This is a genomic window from Noviherbaspirillum sp. (genome assembly GCF_035254685.1).
Classification (GTDB): Bacteria; Pseudomonadota; Gammaproteobacteria; order Burkholderiales; family Burkholderiaceae_D; genus Noviherbaspirillum.
Genome location: NZ_DATFAI010000020.1, coordinates 386300 through 404667, shown reverse-complemented (window position 1 = coordinate 404667; position 18368 = coordinate 386300). Strand labels below are relative to the sequence as shown.

General features: G+C 61.6%; 16 protein-coding genes. 10 read left to right on the top strand and 6 right to left on the bottom strand.

Features of this window, described 5'->3' with window-relative positions:
* Window position 1: 1 nt before the first annotated feature.
* A complete protein-coding gene (locus VJ698_RS07730) occupies window positions 2-1834 on the bottom strand; it encodes an FAD-dependent oxidoreductase (RefSeq protein WP_324102142.1) in 1833 nt (610 codons plus the stop codon).
* Between the two features lie 378 nt (window positions 1835-2212).
* On the opposite strand from VJ698_RS07730, the gene phbB reads away from it, so the two are divergent.
* A complete protein-coding gene (gene phbB, locus VJ698_RS07725; protein WP_324102141.1) occupies window positions 2213-2935 on the top strand; it encodes an acetoacetyl-CoA reductase in 723 nt (240 codons plus the stop codon).
* A 203-nt stretch (window positions 2936-3138) separates the two neighbouring features.
* Window positions 3139-3444 carry a hypothetical protein gene (locus VJ698_RS07720; protein ID WP_324102140.1) on the top strand — a complete coding sequence of 102 codons (306 nt, stop codon included), beginning with the start codon at window positions 3139-3141 and terminating at the stop codon, window positions 3442-3444.
* A 101-nt stretch (window positions 3445-3545) separates the two neighbouring features.
* Here VJ698_RS07720 and VJ698_RS07715 read toward each other — a convergent pair whose 3' ends face one another.
* Window positions 3546-4796, bottom strand: a complete 1251-nt coding sequence (locus tag VJ698_RS07715; protein WP_324102139.1) for a putative Na+/H+ antiporter — start codon at window positions 4794-4796, stop codon at window positions 3546-3548.
* A gap of 102 nt (window positions 4797-4898) precedes the next feature.
* Window positions 4899-5450 (bottom strand): XRE family transcriptional regulator, encoded by a 552-nt coding sequence (locus VJ698_RS07710; protein ID WP_324102138.1) that lies wholly within the window; start codon window positions 5448-5450, stop codon window positions 4899-4901.
* Between the two features lie 104 nt (window positions 5451-5554).
* On the opposite strand from VJ698_RS07710, the gene VJ698_RS07705 reads away from it, so the two are divergent.
* Together VJ698_RS07705 and VJ698_RS07700 are read left to right on the top strand one after the other, a co-directional pair.
* Complete coding sequence (locus VJ698_RS07705; RefSeq protein ID WP_414691131.1) at window positions 5555-6259, top strand: glutamine amidotransferase; 705 nt, start codon at window positions 5555-5557, stop codon at window positions 6257-6259.
* Window positions 6256-6957: an MOSC domain-containing protein gene (locus tag VJ698_RS07700; RefSeq protein ID WP_324102136.1), complete on the top strand. Its 702-nt coding sequence runs from the start codon at window positions 6256-6258 to the stop codon at window positions 6955-6957. Before VJ698_RS07705 ends, VJ698_RS07700 begins: the two co-directional genes overlap by 4 nt.
* A gap of 79 nt (window positions 6958-7036) precedes the next feature.
* On the opposite strand, the gene VJ698_RS07695 is transcribed toward VJ698_RS07700, so the two are convergent.
* The 3 genes from VJ698_RS07695 to VJ698_RS07685 all read right to left on the bottom strand — a co-directional run bounded on the left by VJ698_RS07695 (window position 7037) and on the right by VJ698_RS07685 (window position 9339).
* Window positions 7037-8266, bottom strand: a complete 1230-nt coding sequence (locus VJ698_RS07695; protein ID WP_324102135.1) for a nucleoside recognition domain-containing protein — start codon at window positions 8264-8266, stop codon at window positions 7037-7039.
* Between the two features lie 92 nt (window positions 8267-8358).
* Entirely contained in the window at window positions 8359-8583 is a 225-nt protein-coding gene (locus VJ698_RS07690; protein ID WP_324102134.1) for a hypothetical protein, read from the bottom strand.
* A 312-nt stretch (window positions 8584-8895) separates the two neighbouring features.
* A complete protein-coding gene (locus VJ698_RS07685) occupies window positions 8896-9339 on the bottom strand; it encodes a cyclic nucleotide-binding/CBS domain-containing protein (protein ID WP_324102133.1) in 444 nt (147 codons plus the stop codon).
* A 265-nt stretch (window positions 9340-9604) separates the two neighbouring features.
* On the opposite strand from VJ698_RS07685, the gene VJ698_RS07680 reads away from it, so the two are divergent.
* The 6 genes from VJ698_RS07680 to VJ698_RS07655 all read left to right on the top strand — a co-directional run bounded on the left by VJ698_RS07680 (window position 9605) and on the right by VJ698_RS07655 (window position 18364).
* Window positions 9605-10015 carry a hypothetical protein gene (locus VJ698_RS07680; RefSeq protein WP_324102132.1) on the top strand — a complete coding sequence of 137 codons (411 nt, stop codon included), beginning with the start codon at window positions 9605-9607 and terminating at the stop codon, window positions 10013-10015.
* Between the two features lie 74 nt (window positions 10016-10089).
* Window positions 10090-11415, top strand: a complete 1326-nt coding sequence (locus VJ698_RS07675) for a TolC family protein (protein WP_324102131.1) — start codon at window positions 10090-10092, stop codon at window positions 11413-11415.
* Window positions 11412-13013: an efflux RND transporter periplasmic adaptor subunit gene (locus VJ698_RS07670; protein ID WP_324102130.1), complete on the top strand. Its 1602-nt coding sequence runs from the start codon at window positions 11412-11414 to the stop codon at window positions 13011-13013. Before VJ698_RS07675 ends, VJ698_RS07670 begins: the two co-directional genes overlap by 4 nt.
* 12 nt (window positions 13014-13025) lie before the next feature.
* Window positions 13026-16151: an efflux RND transporter permease subunit gene (locus VJ698_RS07665; RefSeq protein WP_324102129.1), complete on the top strand. Its 3126-nt coding sequence runs from the start codon at window positions 13026-13028 to the stop codon at window positions 16149-16151.
* 105 nt (window positions 16152-16256) lie between these two features.
* A complete protein-coding gene (locus VJ698_RS07660) occupies window positions 16257-16940 on the top strand; it encodes a heavy metal response regulator transcription factor (protein ID WP_324102128.1) in 684 nt (227 codons plus the stop codon).
* Entirely contained in the window at window positions 16931-18364 is a 1434-nt protein-coding gene (locus VJ698_RS07655) for a heavy metal sensor histidine kinase (RefSeq protein ID WP_324102127.1), read from the top strand. Before VJ698_RS07660 ends, VJ698_RS07655 begins: the two co-directional genes overlap by 10 nt.
* Window positions 18365-18368: the final 4 nt, after the last annotated feature.

Below are 18368 nucleotides of genomic sequence, written 5' to 3'. Positions count from 1 at the left end.
TTTATGCAGGCTCCTGGGTAGGTTCGGCTTTGGCCACGGTGCGAGTGCGGCATCCCGGGCCCGCGTGGGTCATCGTCAGGTGGAATTTCTGCATGTCCCACGCGCCGGTCGGGCAGCGTTCCGCGCACAGGCCGCAGTGCAGGCAGAGGTCTTCATCCTTGACCATCACGCGGCCGGTCTTGAGCTCCGGGGACACGAACAGGTTCTGCGTCGGATGCAGCGAGGGCGCCTTCAGGCGGCTGCGCAGGTCCGCATCCTCGCCGTTCTCGGTCAGCGTGAGGGCATCCATCGGGCAGATGTCGAGACAGGCGTCGCATTCGATGCAGCGGCCCGCGGTGAACACCGTCTGCACGTCGCAATTGAGGCAGCGCTGCGCTTCCTTCGCGGCGAGCGGTGGCGAGAAGCCGCGTTCGACTTCGATCTTGATGCTCTTGAGCGCGACCTTGAAGTCCGACAGCGGCACCGGATGGCGATGGTCGAGCGAGACGACGTTGTCGTAGCTCCATTCATGGATGCCCATCTTCTGGCTGGACATGGCAACCTTCGGCAGCGGACGCAGCGCGACGTCTTCCTTGTGGCAGAAACGGTCGATCGATACCGCCGCATCGTGGCCGTGCGCGACCGCAGTGATGATGTTCTTCGGGCCGAACGCCGCATCGCCGCCGAAGAAGACTTGCGGCAGCGTCGACTGCATGGTGCGTGCGTTGACCACCGGCATGTCCCACTTGTCGAACTGCAGGCCGATGTCGCGCTCGATCCACGGGAAGGCATTCTCCTGGCCAACGGCCACCAGCACATCGTCGCATTCCACGAACTGGTCCGGCTCGCCGGTTGGGATCAGGCTGCGGCGGCCTTTCTCGTCGTATTCGGCGCGCACTTTCTCGAACCACATGCCGGTCAGCTTGCCGTTGTCATGCGCGAAGGACTTCGGCACCATGTAGTTGAAGATCTCGATGCCTTCATGCTGCGCGTCTTCCTTCTCCCAGGCGCTGGCTTTCATCTCGTCGAAGCCGGAGCGCACGATGACTTTCACCTTCTCGCCGCCGAGGCGCAGCGCGGAGCGGCAGCAGTCCATCGCGGTGTTGCCGCCGCCGAGCACGATCACGCGCTCGCCAATCTTGTCGATGTGTCCGAAGGACAGGCCCGCCAGCCAATCGATGCCGAGGTGGATGTGCGCCGCCGCTTCCTGGCGTCCAGGCACCTCGAGGTCACGACCGCGCGGCGCGCCGCTGCCGACGAAGATCGCGTCATAGCCCTGGCCCAGAAGGTCCTTGAGGCTGTCGATGCGTTCGCCGGAACGGAATTCGACGCCCATGTCGAGCACGTAGCCGGTCTCTTCGTCGAGCACTTCATCGGGCAGGCGGAACTTCGGGATCTGCGTGCGCATGAAGCCACCGGCCTTCTTTTCGCCGTCGAACACGGTGACGTGGTAGCCGAGTGGAGCAAGGTCGCGCGCGACTGTCAGTGACGCCGGACCGGCGCCGACGCACGCAATGCGCTTGCCGTTCTTCGGACTGACCTGCGGCATGCGGCTGCGCACGTCGCTCTTGTAGTCGGACGCAACGCGTTTCAGGCGGCAGATCGCAACCGGATCCTTCTTCGCATCGCTTTCGACGCGCATGCGGCGGCATGATGTTTCGCATGGACGGTCGCACACACGGCCCAGGACGCCGGGGAATACATTGGCCTGCCAGTTCAGCATGTAGGCATCGCTGTAACGGCCTGAGGCAACCAGGCGGATGTATTCAGGGACGGGAGTGTGGGCGGGGCAGGACCATTGACAGTTGACTACCTGGTGATAGTAGTCGGGATGGCCGGTATCAGTTGGCTTCAATGCGTATCTCCTTTTACCGCACCCTCGTTGCCACGCACTGTCAATGACTTTTGGTCACGAGGCGGTGTGGTCTCGATGAGCGCACTCGCTGACGCGAACCCTCGCGGCCAGCCTGTGCGGGTTTTGCAGAGAGTGGCAATAATTGCTACTCAGCAAGCGCAGTGTACGAAGGTGTATGATTTATTTGATTGATTCACATCAAAATGCTCCGAGATGCTTTGGTTTATGCCATGCGGCAATCCGCAGCGTTTTGTTTTCGTTGACTTGAGTCAATTGAACTTGGCGACGCGGAAACTAATCTGGTACCGGACGCCGGGAAGCGGTGCGCGCGACAGCTTCCGGCGCCGCTTCGGATGCCGTTCGCGCGGAGGTGAATTCATGGGTCGCATCGCAGTTGTCACCGGTGGTACGCGCGGACTTGGCAAGGCCATCTCGCTTGCCTTGCATGCGAAGGGCTACCGGGTCATCGCGGTCTGCTGCAGTAACGTCGGCGCCGCGCTGGAGTTGTGCGAGGAAACCGCGATCCCCGTCTTCAAATGGGATGTCGGCGATTTCGATGCCTGTCGCGACGGCGTCGAGCACATCGAAAAGGAATTCGGTCACATCGACATCCTCGTCAACAATGCCGGAATCACCAGCGACGCCGTGCTGCATCATATGACACCGGACCAATGGTGGCGGGTCATCAACAACGACCTCGGCGCGGTCTTCAACATGTGCCGTCATGTCATCGAAGGCATGCGGGCGCGCAGCTTCGGGCGCATCGTGAACATCAGTTCGGTGAATGGGCAGAAGGGGCAGTTCGGCCAGACCAATTACGCTGCCGCGAAGGCAGGCATCCTGGGGTTTACCAAAGCGCTTGCGCTGGAAGGGGCGCGCAGGAACATCACTGTCAACGCCATCGCTCCAGGCTACAGCGATACGGACATGGTGGCCGCCGTGCCGCATGAAGTGCTGCACTCGATCGTTGCCGACATACCGGTCGGCCATCTCGGCGATCCGATGGATGTGGGCCGGATGGTGGCGTTTCTCGTGGACGACAGCGCTGGCTTCATCACCGGCGCAACCTTTGCGGTGAATGGCGGACAGTACATGAGCTGATGCGTGCTTGCAGCATTCCGGAATGACAACATCCGAGGATAGGCTGACCATCGGGCAACATGAATCCCCTCGAGGAGATCGCCAGATTTGCATGACCGCAATCCCGGTATCGCTGCAAACTGTAAATAATTGTTAGAAAGCCCTACCGATCCTTGTGCCTGACGTTATATATCTCGTATCCACAAGTCTGCACGGGATCACTTATGACTATTCAGACCACTTCTGATATCGATCTAACCATCCAGTCATTCGCCTACGTGGCGCGAAAACTGGCGGAGCCGTCCGCGCCGCATGAGCGGATTCTCGATGAGGCCGAAAAGCACCGCAGCGCGCTGCGCCTTCTGCAGCGCGACATGATCGAGCAGGCCGAGCAGGGCGTGCGCAGGCAGGCGCTGACGAAGGAAGAATTCAGGAAGTTGCACGAAACCGTGATGCAGGCAGTCGCGCAGGCGGAGGAAGCGATTTCCAGCATCGTGGCACAGTACACGCCACAGAGGCTCGCAGCGTAACTGACTGTTCTGTTCACGGCGAGCGCACTTATCCCCGCGATCGCCGCGACTGCTGCGGGCGCGCATCAGAGACCGGCTGTCCAATCAGTCTTGGTCATCCGCTACAGGAAGAAGAACAGCATGGCCACCACGGTCGGCAGGAGCGCGCCGAGCAGCAAGCCGCCGACGCCCACCGACTCATCAGCGAAGCCATGCCTGAGAAGCGCAACGCCGGCGGGATTCGGCGCATTCGCGATCACGGTCAGGCCACCCCCGGCCACGGCGCCCGATACGAGCATGTACTTTGCCTGATCCGACAAGCCTTCGATCAGCGAGCCGAGATAGGTCAGCGCGGCATTGTCCGTGATGGCGGTCAGGGCGACGGCCCCGAAGAACATGGCCACGGGTTCCAGGCTGGAGACGATCGGTTGCAGCCACCACTGCTGCATGCCACCGAGTACGACAAGGCCTGCCAGGAAAAAACCAACAAGCAAGCCTTCCTTGAGGATCAATGCGCTCTGGTACTGTGCGTAGGCCTGGGTGAACCCGAGGAAGAAAAGGAAGATCCCCATGAAAATCACGGGGTGATGCGCAAAAATCACCACGCCGAGCAGGAACAGCAGGTGGATTGCGCTCACCCAGAGCGGCACGGGCATCTGGTTGTCCGCTTGCGCGGCCACCGCTTCATCCCGAAGATGCCGCCTGAGCAGGAAGGTGACGGCCGTCGCATTGAGCAGCACTGCGGCGCATGCTTTCCAGCCGAACGTAGCGATCATGAAAGCCGTATCCCAATGCCACTTCGCGGCGACCATCAGCACGGGCGGCGCAGCGAAGGAGGTCAATGTCCCGCCGATCGACACGTTGACGAACAGCACACCAAGGGCGGCATACTTGACCCATTCCGCCATATCCTTCTTGAATACGGTCGGTGCCAGCATGAGCGCTGCCAGCGTCATCGCCGCAGGTTCCGTAATGAAGGATCCGATGAGCGGAACGAGGGCCAGGCACAGCCATGTTCTCGCCAGCAGAGCGCGCATCGGCAGGAACTTCGCGAGCAGCGACACCATCGCCATGACTGCATGGAGAACGGGACGCGACGCAGCCACCACCATGATAACGAACACGAACAAGGGCTCGGTGTACTGCCGCGACTCGACATAAGCAATGGCCTCTTTGCTCCCTTGCAAAAACGCCATCGCGACCATCAGGATGAAGGCCCACAAGCCGAAGACGACTTCGATTTCACCGAGCAAATGAAACAGGCCGGCGTGTTTCTCGCTGCGTTCGGCCAGGCGTTCGAACGATTTCGCCGTGAAGGTGTGAACCAGCGCGAGACCGAACAGGGTTGCGGCAACAAAATTGATGGTGTCCATCGCGAAGTGTTAGTGATGTTGCAACAAATGGGAGTGCATGGCCAAAAGGATAATCCAGGTTGTCGTGCCACGCCTTCTGTGCGCGGCAAAATGCATTCGACCTTATGCCCCGTGTCCGTCGTCCTGGCTGATCACGACGAGCACTTCGGCCGACGCGCGGCCAAGACTTCTCGTCCGGTGCGGAATCAGGGCATTGAAATAAATCGAGTCACCAGATTTCAGGCGCACCGTTTCGTTCGGAAATTCGATTTCGATGCTGCCCTTGTGCACGAAAAGAAATTCCTCCCCTTCGTGCTCCTTGAACGCGGAGGCGGCGAAATCCTGCGGGGGATGAACGACGAAGGGAAGCATGCGCTTCGGCGCGACCGTCGCGGCAATCGATTCGACCCCGCTGTCGTTGACGCCTGGCCCACCCATCGGCGTGCGGTCGGCTGCTCGCGTGATCGCCATGGACACCTGGTTGTGCGATTCGGAAAACAGCTGTTCGACATCGACGCCAAGTGCCTTCGAGAGTTTCAGTGCAACGGCGATGGACGGCACGCTCATGCCGCGTTCGACCTTCGAGAGATAGCTTTTCGTGAGGCCGGTCTGCTGCGCCAGGACTTCCAGCGACCAGCCCATCTGCCTGCGCAGGAGTTTGAGACGGATTGTCATGAACCGGATCGAAGTCGAAAAAACGCATTGTAATGCATGACACGATGTGTCATATTGTGCATAACGTTATTTTTAGCCGGCGCACACCCGGCTTCCGGAGCTGCATCATGCATTGCCTGGCCATTCGTCATGTCGCATTTGAAGATCTCGGCACCTTCGGTCCCGTCCTGCAGGAAACAGGATTCACCATCGGGTACGCGCAGGCCGGCGTCGATCGCCTCTCGCCCGGCGAATGGGACGCTGCAGACCTGGTCGTCGTCCTGGGCGGGCCGATCGGCGTGAACGATCAGGCGCTTTATCCATTCCTCGCGGAGGAAATTGCGTTGATCAATGCGCGTCTCGCCCAAGGCAAGCCGCTGCTTGGCATTTGCCTGGGCGCGCAGATGATCGCGGCGGCGCTTGGCGCACGCGTGTATCCCGGACGCGCGAAGGAAATCGGCTGGGGTGATGTGGTGTTGACGGAGGCGGGGCACATTTCGGCGCTGTCGGTGCTCGAAGGCGCGCCGGTCCTGCATTGGCACGGCGACACCTTCGACCTTCCGCAAGGTGCGACGCTCCTGGCTTCGACCTCGGTGGCGCCGCACCAGGCATTCTCGCTGGGGAAGAATGTGCTCGCGCTGCAGTTTCATCCGGAAGCGGATGCCGCGCGCATGGATGAATGGCTGGTCGGGCATGCGTGCGAACTGGCGTATGCAGGCGTGGATCCGCGCGTGATCCGCGCCGATGCAGAAAAGCATGGTGCCGCTGCAGCGCGCGGCGCAACAGCAATGCTCCGGACCTGGCTGCGTGATGCCGGGTTGATGTCATGAAGTGCACCGTAGAATCGCTACTGGTCGGAGTCGGTCAGTCGCTCGGTGCTTCGACGCATGTCAGCGGCATTGCCAAGGAGGCCGTCGCGGGCAGGACCTGGCTCGACAAGCTCGGCTTCGACGGCGACGAGCAGGCCGACCGCAAGTTTCATGGCGGGCCCGACAAAGCAGTGCACCACTATGCCTTCGATCACTATTCCTATTGGACCGCGCAGATCGGCGCGCGCCCTGTCCTGACGCGGCCGGGCGCGTTTGGCGAAAACCTATCGACAACGGGGTACGTCGAAGCTGATGTCTGCATTGGCGACGTTTTTTCACTCGGTGAGGCGGTGGTCCAGGTGTCGCAGGCACGCCAGCCGTGCTGGAAACTGAATATTCGTTTCGATTGCCCTGGCATGTCGGCGCAGGTGCAGGAAAGTGGCAGGACAGGCTGGTATTACCGCGTGCTCTCCCCGGGCTGGGTCGCTCCCGGGGATACCCTTGCTCTGCTCGAACGGCGGTGTCCGGACTGGCCGCTGGCGCGCATTCTCGATGTGCTGTACCGGCATACGACTGACCGCGAGGCACTATCCGAACTGGCGCAGCTTGATGCATTGATGGAGTCGTGGCGCAAACTGTTTGCGCGGCGGTTGGAGCGTGGCACCGTGGAAGACTGGTCGTTTCGCCTGAACGGTGCGGCCGGGGAAGCGCGTTCTTGAACGAAACCGTCTGGCCGGAGCACTGCACATCCGGCATTCGCGCTGCCGAACTCTTGTGGAGCCACTGTCGCGCCGTCGGCTATCCGAAAAACCAGTAGCACACGCCGATCGAGGCCAGCAGGCCTGCGGCATCGGCCAGGAGCGCGCATCCCACTGCATGCCGGGCGCGACGGATGCCTACCGCGCCGAAGTACACCGCCAGCACATAGAACGTGGTCTCGGTGCTTCCTTGCACCGTTGCCGCCACCAACGCCGGGAAGCTGTCCACGCCGGAGGTCTTCATCAGTTCGATCAGCATGGCGCGCGCGGCGCTTCCGGAAAACGGTTTGACCAATGCCGTCGGCAGCGCGTCGACGAACCGGGTGTCCAGTCCCGCCGCATTGATGAGGTGCCGCAAGCCATCCAGCGCCACATCCAGCGCGCCTGAGGCGCGCAGCACACCGACTGCGCACAGCATGGCGACCAGGTAGGGCAGCAGGTTCTTCGCGACGTCGAAGCCTTCCTTCGCACCTTCGACGAAGCTCTCATACACCGGCACGCGGCGCAGCGCACCGAACAGCAGGAATAGCACGATCAGGCTGAACAGCACGAGGTTGCCGAGCAGGGACGACAAGGCAGCGAGCGCGGCGGATGACATGCCGGCCAGCAGCGCCATGAATCCGCCGAGCAGCAGGGCCGCGCCTCCGAGCCATGCGAGCACGACCGGGTCCCACACACGCAGGCGCTGCATCGCGGCCACGGAAAGGAAGCCGGCGAGCGTGGATGCGCTGGTGGCGAGCAGGATGGGAAGGAATACGAGGGTCGGATCGGCCGCACCTTGCTGCAGCCGGTACATGAAGATCGATACCGGCAGCAGCGTCAGTGAAGAGGCGTTGAGGACGAGGAACAGGATCTGCGCATTGCTCGCTGTTTCCGGTTCCGGATTCAGTTCCTGCAGCGCGCGCATCGCTCTCAGGCCGATGGGTGTCGCCGCGTTATCGAGGCCGAGCGCGTTGGCGGTGAAGTTCAGGGTGATCAGGCCGATGGCCGGATGGCCGGCGGGAACCTCCGGCATGAGGCGGCGGAACAATGGCGAAAGAAAGCGGGCGAGCGCCTCCACCAGCCCCGCCTTCTCTGCGATGCGCAGGAAGCCGAGCCACAGCGTGAGCGTGCCGAACAGAAGGATCATCACTTCGACCGACAGCTTCGCCATGCCGAACAGGCTGTCCACCATGGCGGCGAAGGCGCCTGCATCGCCGGCGAAGAGCCAGCGTCCGAAGGCGCTCAAGGCGCCGATCACAAAAAAGCCCAGCCACAGGCCGTTCAACATGGCACTCCCTCCCGGGCTCGTTGGCGAGCCTGTTGTTCTGTATGCGACCAGCGATTCTAAGGAAAGCCGGGCAAAAGCACCACAGGAACAATTCAGGCTTCCGAACGACCCCGGGCCGGCGGCTCGCGGAAGGGCACGCAGCGCGACTGCCGGATCGCCCGCTTGCGGGCATTGACCACTTCACGCAGCGCCTCTGACAGCATCTCCTGGCGCTTCTTTTCCGAGACCACGTGCGCGCTCACGCTATACGCGCGCACCGTGCGCTCCAGGTTGCGAAGTGCTCTCAATTCTTCGCTGTGTTGCTCATCAAGCATCATGGACAAGACCGTTTTCAAGATTGGCGGGAAAGCACTCTAGACCGCGTTCCTTGAAATATGTTCCCTGCAGGAAAACATGGCGCATGGCATTGTCACATTTGCGCAAGCTGCCTGCCGTTTGTGCATGCGGAAAATTGCAATGGCAATAACGAAAACAAGGCGGGCACCGAAGACCGTACCGGTTACAGCGGGGCCGGGCAAGGCGGGCGCGATGCAGGACAAATCCGCCTTGCCTGAAGTGAAGGAGAATGATTGCGGCGGAGCGTGTCGATCCGTGCTCCGCCGTGATGCAGGAGGATCAGCGGCGCGCGCCTACCCGAGCACCTTGGTCATTTCATCATCAATGAATTCCTCACGCTGTTCTGCCTCCATGATCTCGTGGGGCAGCGCGTCGCGGATCGAGAACACGCCGACGATGCCGGACGCCTCGCTGACAACGGGAAGGTGGCGAAAGCCTGCGCCTTTCATCAGGAGCAGGGCGTCGGAGACCTTGGTCTCCGGGGGGATCGACTGTGGATTCGGGGTCATCACGTCCACCACGCTTGTCGTGCGCGGATCGAGCGATTGAGCGACTACCTTGGTCATGAGGTCGCGCTCCGTGAAGATTCCGATCAGCGATCGCGCCGGGTCGATGACGAGCACGCTGCCGCAGCGATGCCTGGTCATGATGCAGGCTGCCTCAAAGACGCTCGACTGCGGCGCGGCGACCGCCAGTTGCTTGCGCGGCAGGGATTCGGCGACGGTGCGTTCTTGCATGATATTTCTCCGGTAGCGGTGTGAGGGCAAATGCGGGGAACTTCACAGAAGAAACCTTGCAGCCCGCCGATATTGGGCGAATTATCGGCGCCGTGCAAGCCGGCCAGATCAAGAAAGTGCATCATTCCTTCTCTGCACGCTGCCTGTTGCCAACAGATCAAATCCCGGTATTGTTGACTTGAATCAACCAATGTTCTTGCTGTGCTTGCGTACAATTCGATCGAGGGCTTTGTTTCCATCGTTTCGATCGCATTCATCAACGTTCATGAGGTTCACCCGTAAATCCCGCTTCTTCGCAGCGCTCGTCGCGCTGATCGGCGTGCTGTTTACACAGCTCGCCGTGGCGGCTTACGTATGCCCGGCTGGACAGATCTCGCAAACGCTCGAAGCGGTAGCCGCTACGCACGCCGTGCACAACCATCAGGACATGAGCGGCTGCGATGAAGGGGGCATGGGCCAGCCGGGCTTGTGCAAGGCGCAAACCCAGGTCGGCAGCCAGTCGCTCGACAAGCCACAGTTGCCGGATGTTTCCCCATTCCTGGCGGTGATGCTCGTGGCATCGCTGTTCCATGAAGACCACGACGCTCCGTACGTTTCCTCCCAGATCACGGGATCGCTGCTTTCCCGCACCACGGCGCCCCCGCTCGCCATACAGAACTGCTGTTTCCGAATCTGACACTCCCGACTGCCTGATCCGTCATCGTCCCGCGTGATGCGAGGACGGTTGCTTGATTGCTGTCTGGAGGTTTTATGTCATCACAATTTTTCGCGCCCGCGAAAGGGCGCATTGCAAGTCGACTCCTGGCCGTTCGACGGCCTGCAGTTGGCATCATCGCATGCCTGCTGGCCGTGAGCTTGCCTGCCATGGGACAGACCAGCGAAGCGCTTCCCGGAAACAGCGTGGAAAGCTTGCTGGAGTATGCAAAGACGCGCAATCCGGAGTTCGCATCCATGCGCCACGAGGCGGATGCCGCCACTGACCGCGCAGCGTCCGCCGGCACCTTGCCTGATCCGAAATTCCGTATCGAGCTGCAGGACATCACAAAGATGGGCGAGCAGGGGCCGGCCCTGTCGCCCGCACGTGTCGGGAAAACCCGTTACCTGCTGATGCAGGACTTGCCCTGGTTCGGCAAGCGCGAGCTGATGCGCGAAGCGGCGCAGTATGAAGCCGAAGGCGCAAGCGGACGCGCGCGCGGAAGCTGGGCAGACCTGTCGTCCCGCATCAAGACTGGTTACGCGCAGCTGTATTACATCGATCGCAACGAGAGCCTGACGCACGAGATCCTCGATCTGATGGTGCGCCTGGAGAAGATTGCGCAGGTGCGCTACGGTGGCGGGCTGGCAGCGCAATCCGATGCCATTCGCGCACAGGTCGAGCAGACTGACATGCGCAATGAACTCATCGCGCTGGAGAACGAGCGGCGCATGACAGAGGCACGCCTGAACATGCTGCTGTCGCGCCCGGCCAATGCGCCGCTGGCCCGCCCGGAACGGCTGCGCACCTTGCCGCAACCGGTCAGGCTTGACCCTGCCGCCCTCGAAGACCGTGTCCGCGGGCGCAATCCCCAGCTCTTTGCAGACGATGCCAAGCTCAAGGCCGCCGAGAAGAACCGTGACCTGGCATACAAGAACCGTTATCCGGATTTCACGGTAGGCGTGGCGCCGATGCAGTATGGGAATGCGATCAAGGAATGGGAACTGATGGTCGAGTTCAACATTCCGATCCAGCAATCCTCGCGCCGTGCGCAGGAGCGTGAAGCGGAAGCCATGGTGTCGGCGGCACGGACGCGCAGGGAAGCCACTGCCAACCAGGTGCTTTCCGAGCTCTCGGAAAACCTATCCGGCCTCGACGCCGCGCGGCGTACAGAAGCGAGCATTACCAACAGTCTGCTGCCGCAGGCCGAGCTGACCTACAAATCGGCCCTAGCCAGTTACGAAAACGGCAAGGTGGATTTCGCAACCCTGCTCGACGCACAGCGGCAGATACGGCAGGCCAGACAGAACCAGATCAAGGCGCAGGCTGAAGCACAGGCTCGCCTCGCGGAAATCGAACGACTCCTGGGAGAAGAATTATGAAACAGCACGCGAGCATCATACTGGGCACCCTCATCGTTGCTGCCCTTGCAGGCGCGGGCGGTTATTGGGCTGGAACGCATGGAAAGGGCGAGGCAGCCGCGGCCGTGCAGGCAACATCAACGGACAATGGCGGCAAGAAGGAACGCAAACTCCTCTATTACCGCAACCCGATGGGCCTGCCCGACACATCGCCGGTGCCGAAGAAGGACCCGATGGGCATGGATTACATCCCCGTCTACGAAGGGGAAGACGATGCTGAACCGGCTTCCGCCAACCAGGTGAAGATCAGCACGGACAAGGTACAGAAGCTTGGCGTGCGCACCGAAGCAGCCAGCATGAAGTCCATCGACAGGACGGTGCGCGCCGCCGGGCGCATCGAGGCTGACGAGCGACGCCTCTACGCCATCTCGCCCAAGTTCGAGGGCTACGTGGAGCGCCTGCATGTGAATGCCACCGGCCAGGCGGTCGCAAAGGGCCAGCCGCTGTTCGAGGTCTACAGTCCCGAACTGGTGTCCGCGCAGCGCGAATATGCCGTGGCGGCGCAAGGCGTGCAGGCTCTCAAGGGGGCGGACAGCGAAGCACAGCAGAGCATGAAGCAGCTCGCCGAATCGAGCTTGCTGCGCCTGAAGAACTGGGACATTTCGGAAGAGCAGGTCAAGGCGCTGGCAAAGAGCGGCCAGGCGAAACACAGCATGACCTTCCGCTCGCCTGCCAACGGCATTGTGACCGAACGCAAAGCGGTGGCAGGCATGCGCTTCATGCCGGGCGAGATGCTGTACCAGATTGCCGATCTTTCCACGGTCTGGGTATTGGCCGACGTGTATGAGCAGGACATCGCTTTCGTCAAATCCGGCGCGAAGGCAAAGGTCAGGATCAATGCCTATCCGGACAAGGTGTTCGAAGGACCTGTCTCCTATGTGTATCCGACCCTGAATGCCGGCACGCGCACGGTACAAGTGCGCATCGAGCTGGCCAATCCCGGCCAGCTTCTCAAGCCGGGCATGTTCTCGGATGTGGAAATGGCTGCGTCGAGCAAATCGAACGTATTGACTGTTCCGCTTTCTGCGGTGATCGACAGCGGCAAGCGCCGCATCGTGCTGGTGCAGGCCGGCGAAGGCAAGTTCGAGCCGCGCGAAGTCCGGCTTGGCGCGCGCAGCGACGATTACATCGAGGTGCTGGAAGGCGTCAAGGAAGGTGAACAAGTCGTGGTCGCAGCCAACTTCCTGATCGATGCCGAGAGCAACCTGAAGGCGGCGGTGGGTGGTTTCGGCTCTACGGAAAAGAGCGAGGCGCCTGCCGCGCAGAAGGCGGTCGTCGGTCACAAGGCCGAGGGCAAGGTGGAAGAGATCGACGCCAAGGGCGGAACGATCAGCATTACCCACGGACCGATCGCCAGCCTGAAATGGCCCGGCATGACGATGGAATTCAATCTTGCGAACGAGGTGCTTGTGAAGGGCCTGAAACCGGGTGCAACGGTGGCCTTCGAGTTCGTCGAGCGCCAGCCTGGCGAATGGGTAATCACCAGTATCACGCCGAAGGATGCCGGCGCGGGCAACATCCAAGCCCATGCAGGCCATGAAGGTCACGAGGGACACTAACGGGATGATGCCATGCTGAACAAGATCATTGAATGGTCGGGCAGGAACGTTTTCCTCGTCCTGCTCGCGACCTTGCTGATTGTCTTCGCCGGCGTTTACGCCGTGCTGAAGACACCGATCGATGCGCTGCCCGACCTGTCGGACGTGCAGGTGATCGTTTATACCGAGTACCCCGGCCAGGCGCCGCAGGTGGTGGAAGACCAGGTGACGTATCCGCTGACGACGGCCATGCTGTCCGTGCCGAAGTCGAAGGTGGTGCGCGGCTTCTCCTTCTTCGGCGCGTCCTTCGTCTACATCATTTTCGAGGATGGCACGGACATTTACTGGGCGCGTTCGCGGGTGCTGGAGTACCTCAACTTTGCTGCCGGCCGCATGCCCAAGGGCGTCACGCCGCAGCTCGGCCCGGATGCCACGGGCGTTGGCTGGGTGTACCAGTATGCCGTGCTGGCCAAGGACAGGACGCTGGCCGAATTGCGTACCTTGCAGGACTGGTACATCCGTTATCAGCTGACCAAGGCGCACGGCGTGGCGGAAGTGGCATCCATCGGCGGGTTCGTGCAGACCTACCAGGTCACGGTCGATCCGGTGAAGTTGCGCTCCTACGGCATTCCGCTCATGAAAGTCGCGCAAGTCATTCGCGAATCGAACCGCGATGTCGGCGGACGCGTGGTCGAGATGGCTGAAACCGAATACATGGTGCGCGGCAAGGGTTACCTGCGCGGCAAGGGCGACATCGAGAACCTGGTCGTCAAGAGCGAGAAGGGCACGCCGGTGTTGATCAAGGATGTCGCCCGTGTCGAGCTCGCGCCGGATGAACGCCGCGGACTCACCGAGCTCAATGGCGAAGGTGAAGTCGTGTCCGGCATCGCGATGTCGCGCTACGGACAAAACGCGCTGGAAGTCATCGGCAACCTGAAGGCGAAGATTGCCGAGATCAGCGCGGGCCTGCCCTCCGGTGTCTCGATCCAGGCGGTGTACGACCGCTCCGAACTGATCCATCGCGCCATCGAAACGCTGAAGCATACGCTTCTCGAGGAAAGCATCATCGTGGCGCTGGTGTGCGTGGTGTTCCTGCTGCACGTGCGCAGTGCGCTGGTGGCGATCCTGATGCTGCCGGTCGGCGTGCTGATCGCCTTCATTGCCATGCACCTGCTCGGCATGAACTCCAACCTCATGAGCCTGGGCGGCATCGCGATCGCGATCGGCGCCATGGTGGATGCGGCGATCGTGATGATCGAGAATGCGCACAAGCACCTGGAACGCATGGAGCCGGGCGAGACGCGGGTGGAGGCGATGCTTGCGGCCTGCAAGGAGGTCGGCCCCTCGCTGTTCTTCTCGCTGCTGATTATCACCGTTTCCTTCCTGCCGGTATTCACGCTGGAATCGCAGGAAGGGCGCCTGTTTGCGCCGCTGGCCTACACCAAGACCTTCGCGATGGCGGGCGCGGCCATGCTGTCGGTGACGCTGGTTCCGGTGCTGATGATGCTCTTCATCCGCGGCAAGATCATGGCGGAATCGAAGAACCCGGTGAACCGCTTCCTGATCTGGATCTACCGGCCGATCATCAAGGGGGTAATGCGCTGGAAGAAGCTGACCATCGCGGCAGCGTTGCTGATGCTCGCCATCTCCTGGTATCCCGCATCGAAGCTGGGCAGCGAATTCATGCCGACGCTCAATGAAGGAACGCTGCTCTACATGCCGGCCAGCCTGCCGGGCATGTCGATCACCAAGGCGGCCGAGGTGATGCAGACGCAGAACAAGATCATCAAGAGCTTCCCCGAGGTGGAGTCGGTTTACGGCAAGGCGGGACGCGCCAACACCGCGACCGATCCGGCACCCACCGAGATGTTCGAGACGGTCATCAACCTGAAGCCGGAATCGCAGTGGCGTCCTGGCATGACGACCGACAAGCTGATCGCCGAGATGGACAATGCGCTCCAGTTCCCTGGCATCTCGAATGCATGGACGATGCCGATCAAGGCGCGCATCGACATGCTCTCGACGGGCATCCGTACGCCGATCGGCATCAAGGTGTTCGGCAAGGACCTCGATGAAATGGAGCGCGTCGCCAAGGAGATCGAGGCGGTCGTGAAGAAGGTGCCCGGCACCACCTCCGCGTTCGCCGAACGCATTACCGGTGGCTTCTACCTCAACATCGAGCCGGATCGTGCGCAACTGGCACGTTACGGGCTGTCGGTAGGCGAAGTGCAAGATGTGATCAGCAGCGCGCTGGGCGGCGAAATGGTGACGACAACGGTCGAAGGGCGCGAGCGCTTCGGCGTGACCGTACGCTATCCGCGCGAGCTGCGCAGCGATCCGGAGCAGATCGGGCGCGAGGTGCTGGTGCCAACGATGGATGCCGGCATGATTCCGCTCGGCCAGCTGGCGAAGATCGAGGTGGCCAAGGGCGCACCGGGCATCCGCACGGAGAATGCCTTGCTGTCGGCCTACATCTACGTGGATATCCGCGACCGTGACATCGGCAGTTATGTGGGTGAAGCACGCAAGGCAGTCAACGAACAGGTGAAGTTCCCGCCCGGTTACTACGCGACATGGAGCGGGCAGTTCGAGTACATGGAGCGCGCGATCGAGAAGATGAAGATCGTGATCCCCGTGACGCTGCTGTCGATCTTCGTGCTCCTGTACCTGAACTTCCGTCGTCTCACCGAGACCCTGATCGTGATGCTGTCGGTGCCGTTTGCGCTAGTGGGCGGCGTGTGGCTGATGTGGTTGCTCGGGTACAACCTGTCTGTTGCCGTTGCGGTCGGTTTCATTGCACTGGCGGGCGTGGCGGCGGAAACCGGCGTCGTGATGCTGATCTACCTCGACCAGGCATGGGTGGAAACGCGCGTTCGCTGCAAGGAAGAGGGCCGGCCTCCGAAGGTCGCCGATCTGTACGAGGCGGTGATGGAGGGCGCGGTGGAGCGTGTGCGGCCGAAGATGATGACCGTCGTCGCCATCATGGCGGGCCTGCTGCCGATCCTGTGGGGCACCGGCACCGGCTCGGAGGTCATGAGCCGCATCGCCGCGCCGATGGTGGGCGGCATGATCTCCTCGACGGTGCTCACCCTGGCGGTCATCCCGGCACTGTACGCGCTGGTCAAGCAGTGGCGACTCAACAAGGGGTTGGAGAGATAAGGGCGGGCGAGGCAACCGCGCAGCGTGGAAGTATGAGCGCCGCGCGGGATGCCTTCGCGGCATTCCGCATGATTTCCATGGATATGTGCAGCAGGAAGGAAGGTCATGAAGATCCTTGTGGTCGAGGATGAGCCAAAAAATGGCGATTACCTGAAGCGTGGCCTGCTTGAGGCCGGCTTCATCGTGGACCTCGCGCGCGATGGACTGGATGGATTGCACCAGGCGCTGACGATGGAATACGACCTCGTCATCCTCGACGTGATGCTGCCCGGCCTGGATGGCTGGCAGGTGCTGGCCACGATGCGAAAGGCGGGGAAGGACGTGCCTGTCATGTTCCTGACCGCGCGCGACAACGTGGAGGATCGCGTCAGGGGGCTGGAGCAGGGCGCGGACGATTATCTGGTCAAGCCTTTTGCGTTCTCCGAGCTGCTTGCCCGGGTGCGCACGCTGCTGCGGCGGAGCACGAAGGGGCGCGCGGCAGAATGCCTGCAGGTGGCCGACCTCGAACTCGACCTGGTGCGACGCCGTGTCATGCGCACTGGAACGCGCATCGATCTCACGGCGAAGGAATTCGCGCTGCTGGAGCTGTTATTGCGCCGGCAGGGGGAAGTCCTGCCGCGCTCGCTGATCGCGTCGCAAGTGTGGGACATGAATTTCGATAGCGACACCAACGTGATCGATGTCGCGGTGCGCCGCCTTCGCGCCAAGGTGGATGAGGGATTCGAGCAGAAGCTCATTCATACCGTGCGCGGCATGGGTTACGTGCTGGAGCACCAGGAATGCAATTGATGAAGCGCATGTCGCTCACGTTCCGCTTGACGATGCTGTTCGCTTGCGCGTCGACGGCCGTATTGCTGGCACTGGGCCTTCTCGTCGGACGGCTCGTAGAGCGGCATTTCGAAGAACTCGACATGGAGGTCCTGAAGGGCAAGATGGAGCTCGCGCGGGACGCGCTGCGGATTGCGCGCTCGCCGGCTGACCTGGACATGTTTTCACAACATCTGGACGATGCATTGACGGGGCATGCTCCGATTTCGCTGGCGATTCGGCGGGCGGATGGCCGGCATGTCGTGGCGGTCGGGCACGCCGAGTTTCCTGATGCGATGCTGCGCCCGGCGACGGCCAACAGCATGGCCGGGGCGGTGTGGACCAACAGCGAAGGAAAAACGTTCAGGGGCATATCCGGCCTGGCACAGGTGCAGATCAAGGACTGGTCGCCCGCAGTGATTGGCGTTGCGATTGACATGTCTCCGCATGAGCATTTCATGGCTTCCTTTCAGAGAGCCTTCTGGTCCGTCGTTGTGCTCGCCGCCATCATCAATGGCCTGCTGGGATGGGGAGCGGTGCGGCGCGAACTTGCGCCGGTACGCACCATCCGGCAACGCGCTTCTGAAATCACGGCCAGCCATCTCGACCAGCGGCTCGATGTGGAATCGGTTCCTCCGGAGCTGGTGGAACTGGTGCAGACCCTGAATGCCATGCTGGGCAGGCTGGAAGAATCATTTCAGCGCCTGTCCGATTTTTCGTCGGACCTTGCCCATGAACTGCGCACCCCGGTCAGCAACATGCTGACGCAGACGCAGGTGATCCTGTCCAGGGTGAGGAGCGCAGACGAGTATCGGGAGATCCTGTACTCGAATGCCGAAGAGTTCGAGCGCCTTTCGCGCATGATGTCGGACATGCTGTTCCTTGCGAAGGCCGACCACGGGCTGGTCTCGCCGTTCAAGGAGGAGGTGGACATCGCTGCCGAAGTGCGCGACCTGTTCTCCTTTTTTGAGGTGGTGGCGGAAGGGCGTGATATCCGACTGGCGATTACCGGCGAGGGCAATGTCACCGGCGACAGAGCCCTGTTGCGCCGCGCGATCAGCAACGTCGTGTCGAACGCCATCAGGCATACCCGTGAATCCGGCATGGTGCGAGCCTCGATCAAGGTGCCGCCGGAAAAGAATGAGCTTGTCTTGTGTATCGAGAACACGGGCGACCCTATTCCGCCCGAACATATTCCCCGCCTGTTCGATCGCTTCTATCGTGCGGACTCCTCGCGCCAAGGGTCATCGGAAGGCGCCGGACTGGGTCTTGCCATCGCCAGGTCGATACTGGCATTGCATCGGGGAACGGTCAACGTCCATTGCGCCGACGGCTTGACGTGCTTCGAGATGCATTTGCCATGCAGGGCGCCGGCATTACGTTCGCTTGAAGCGAAGCTTGCATGAAGAA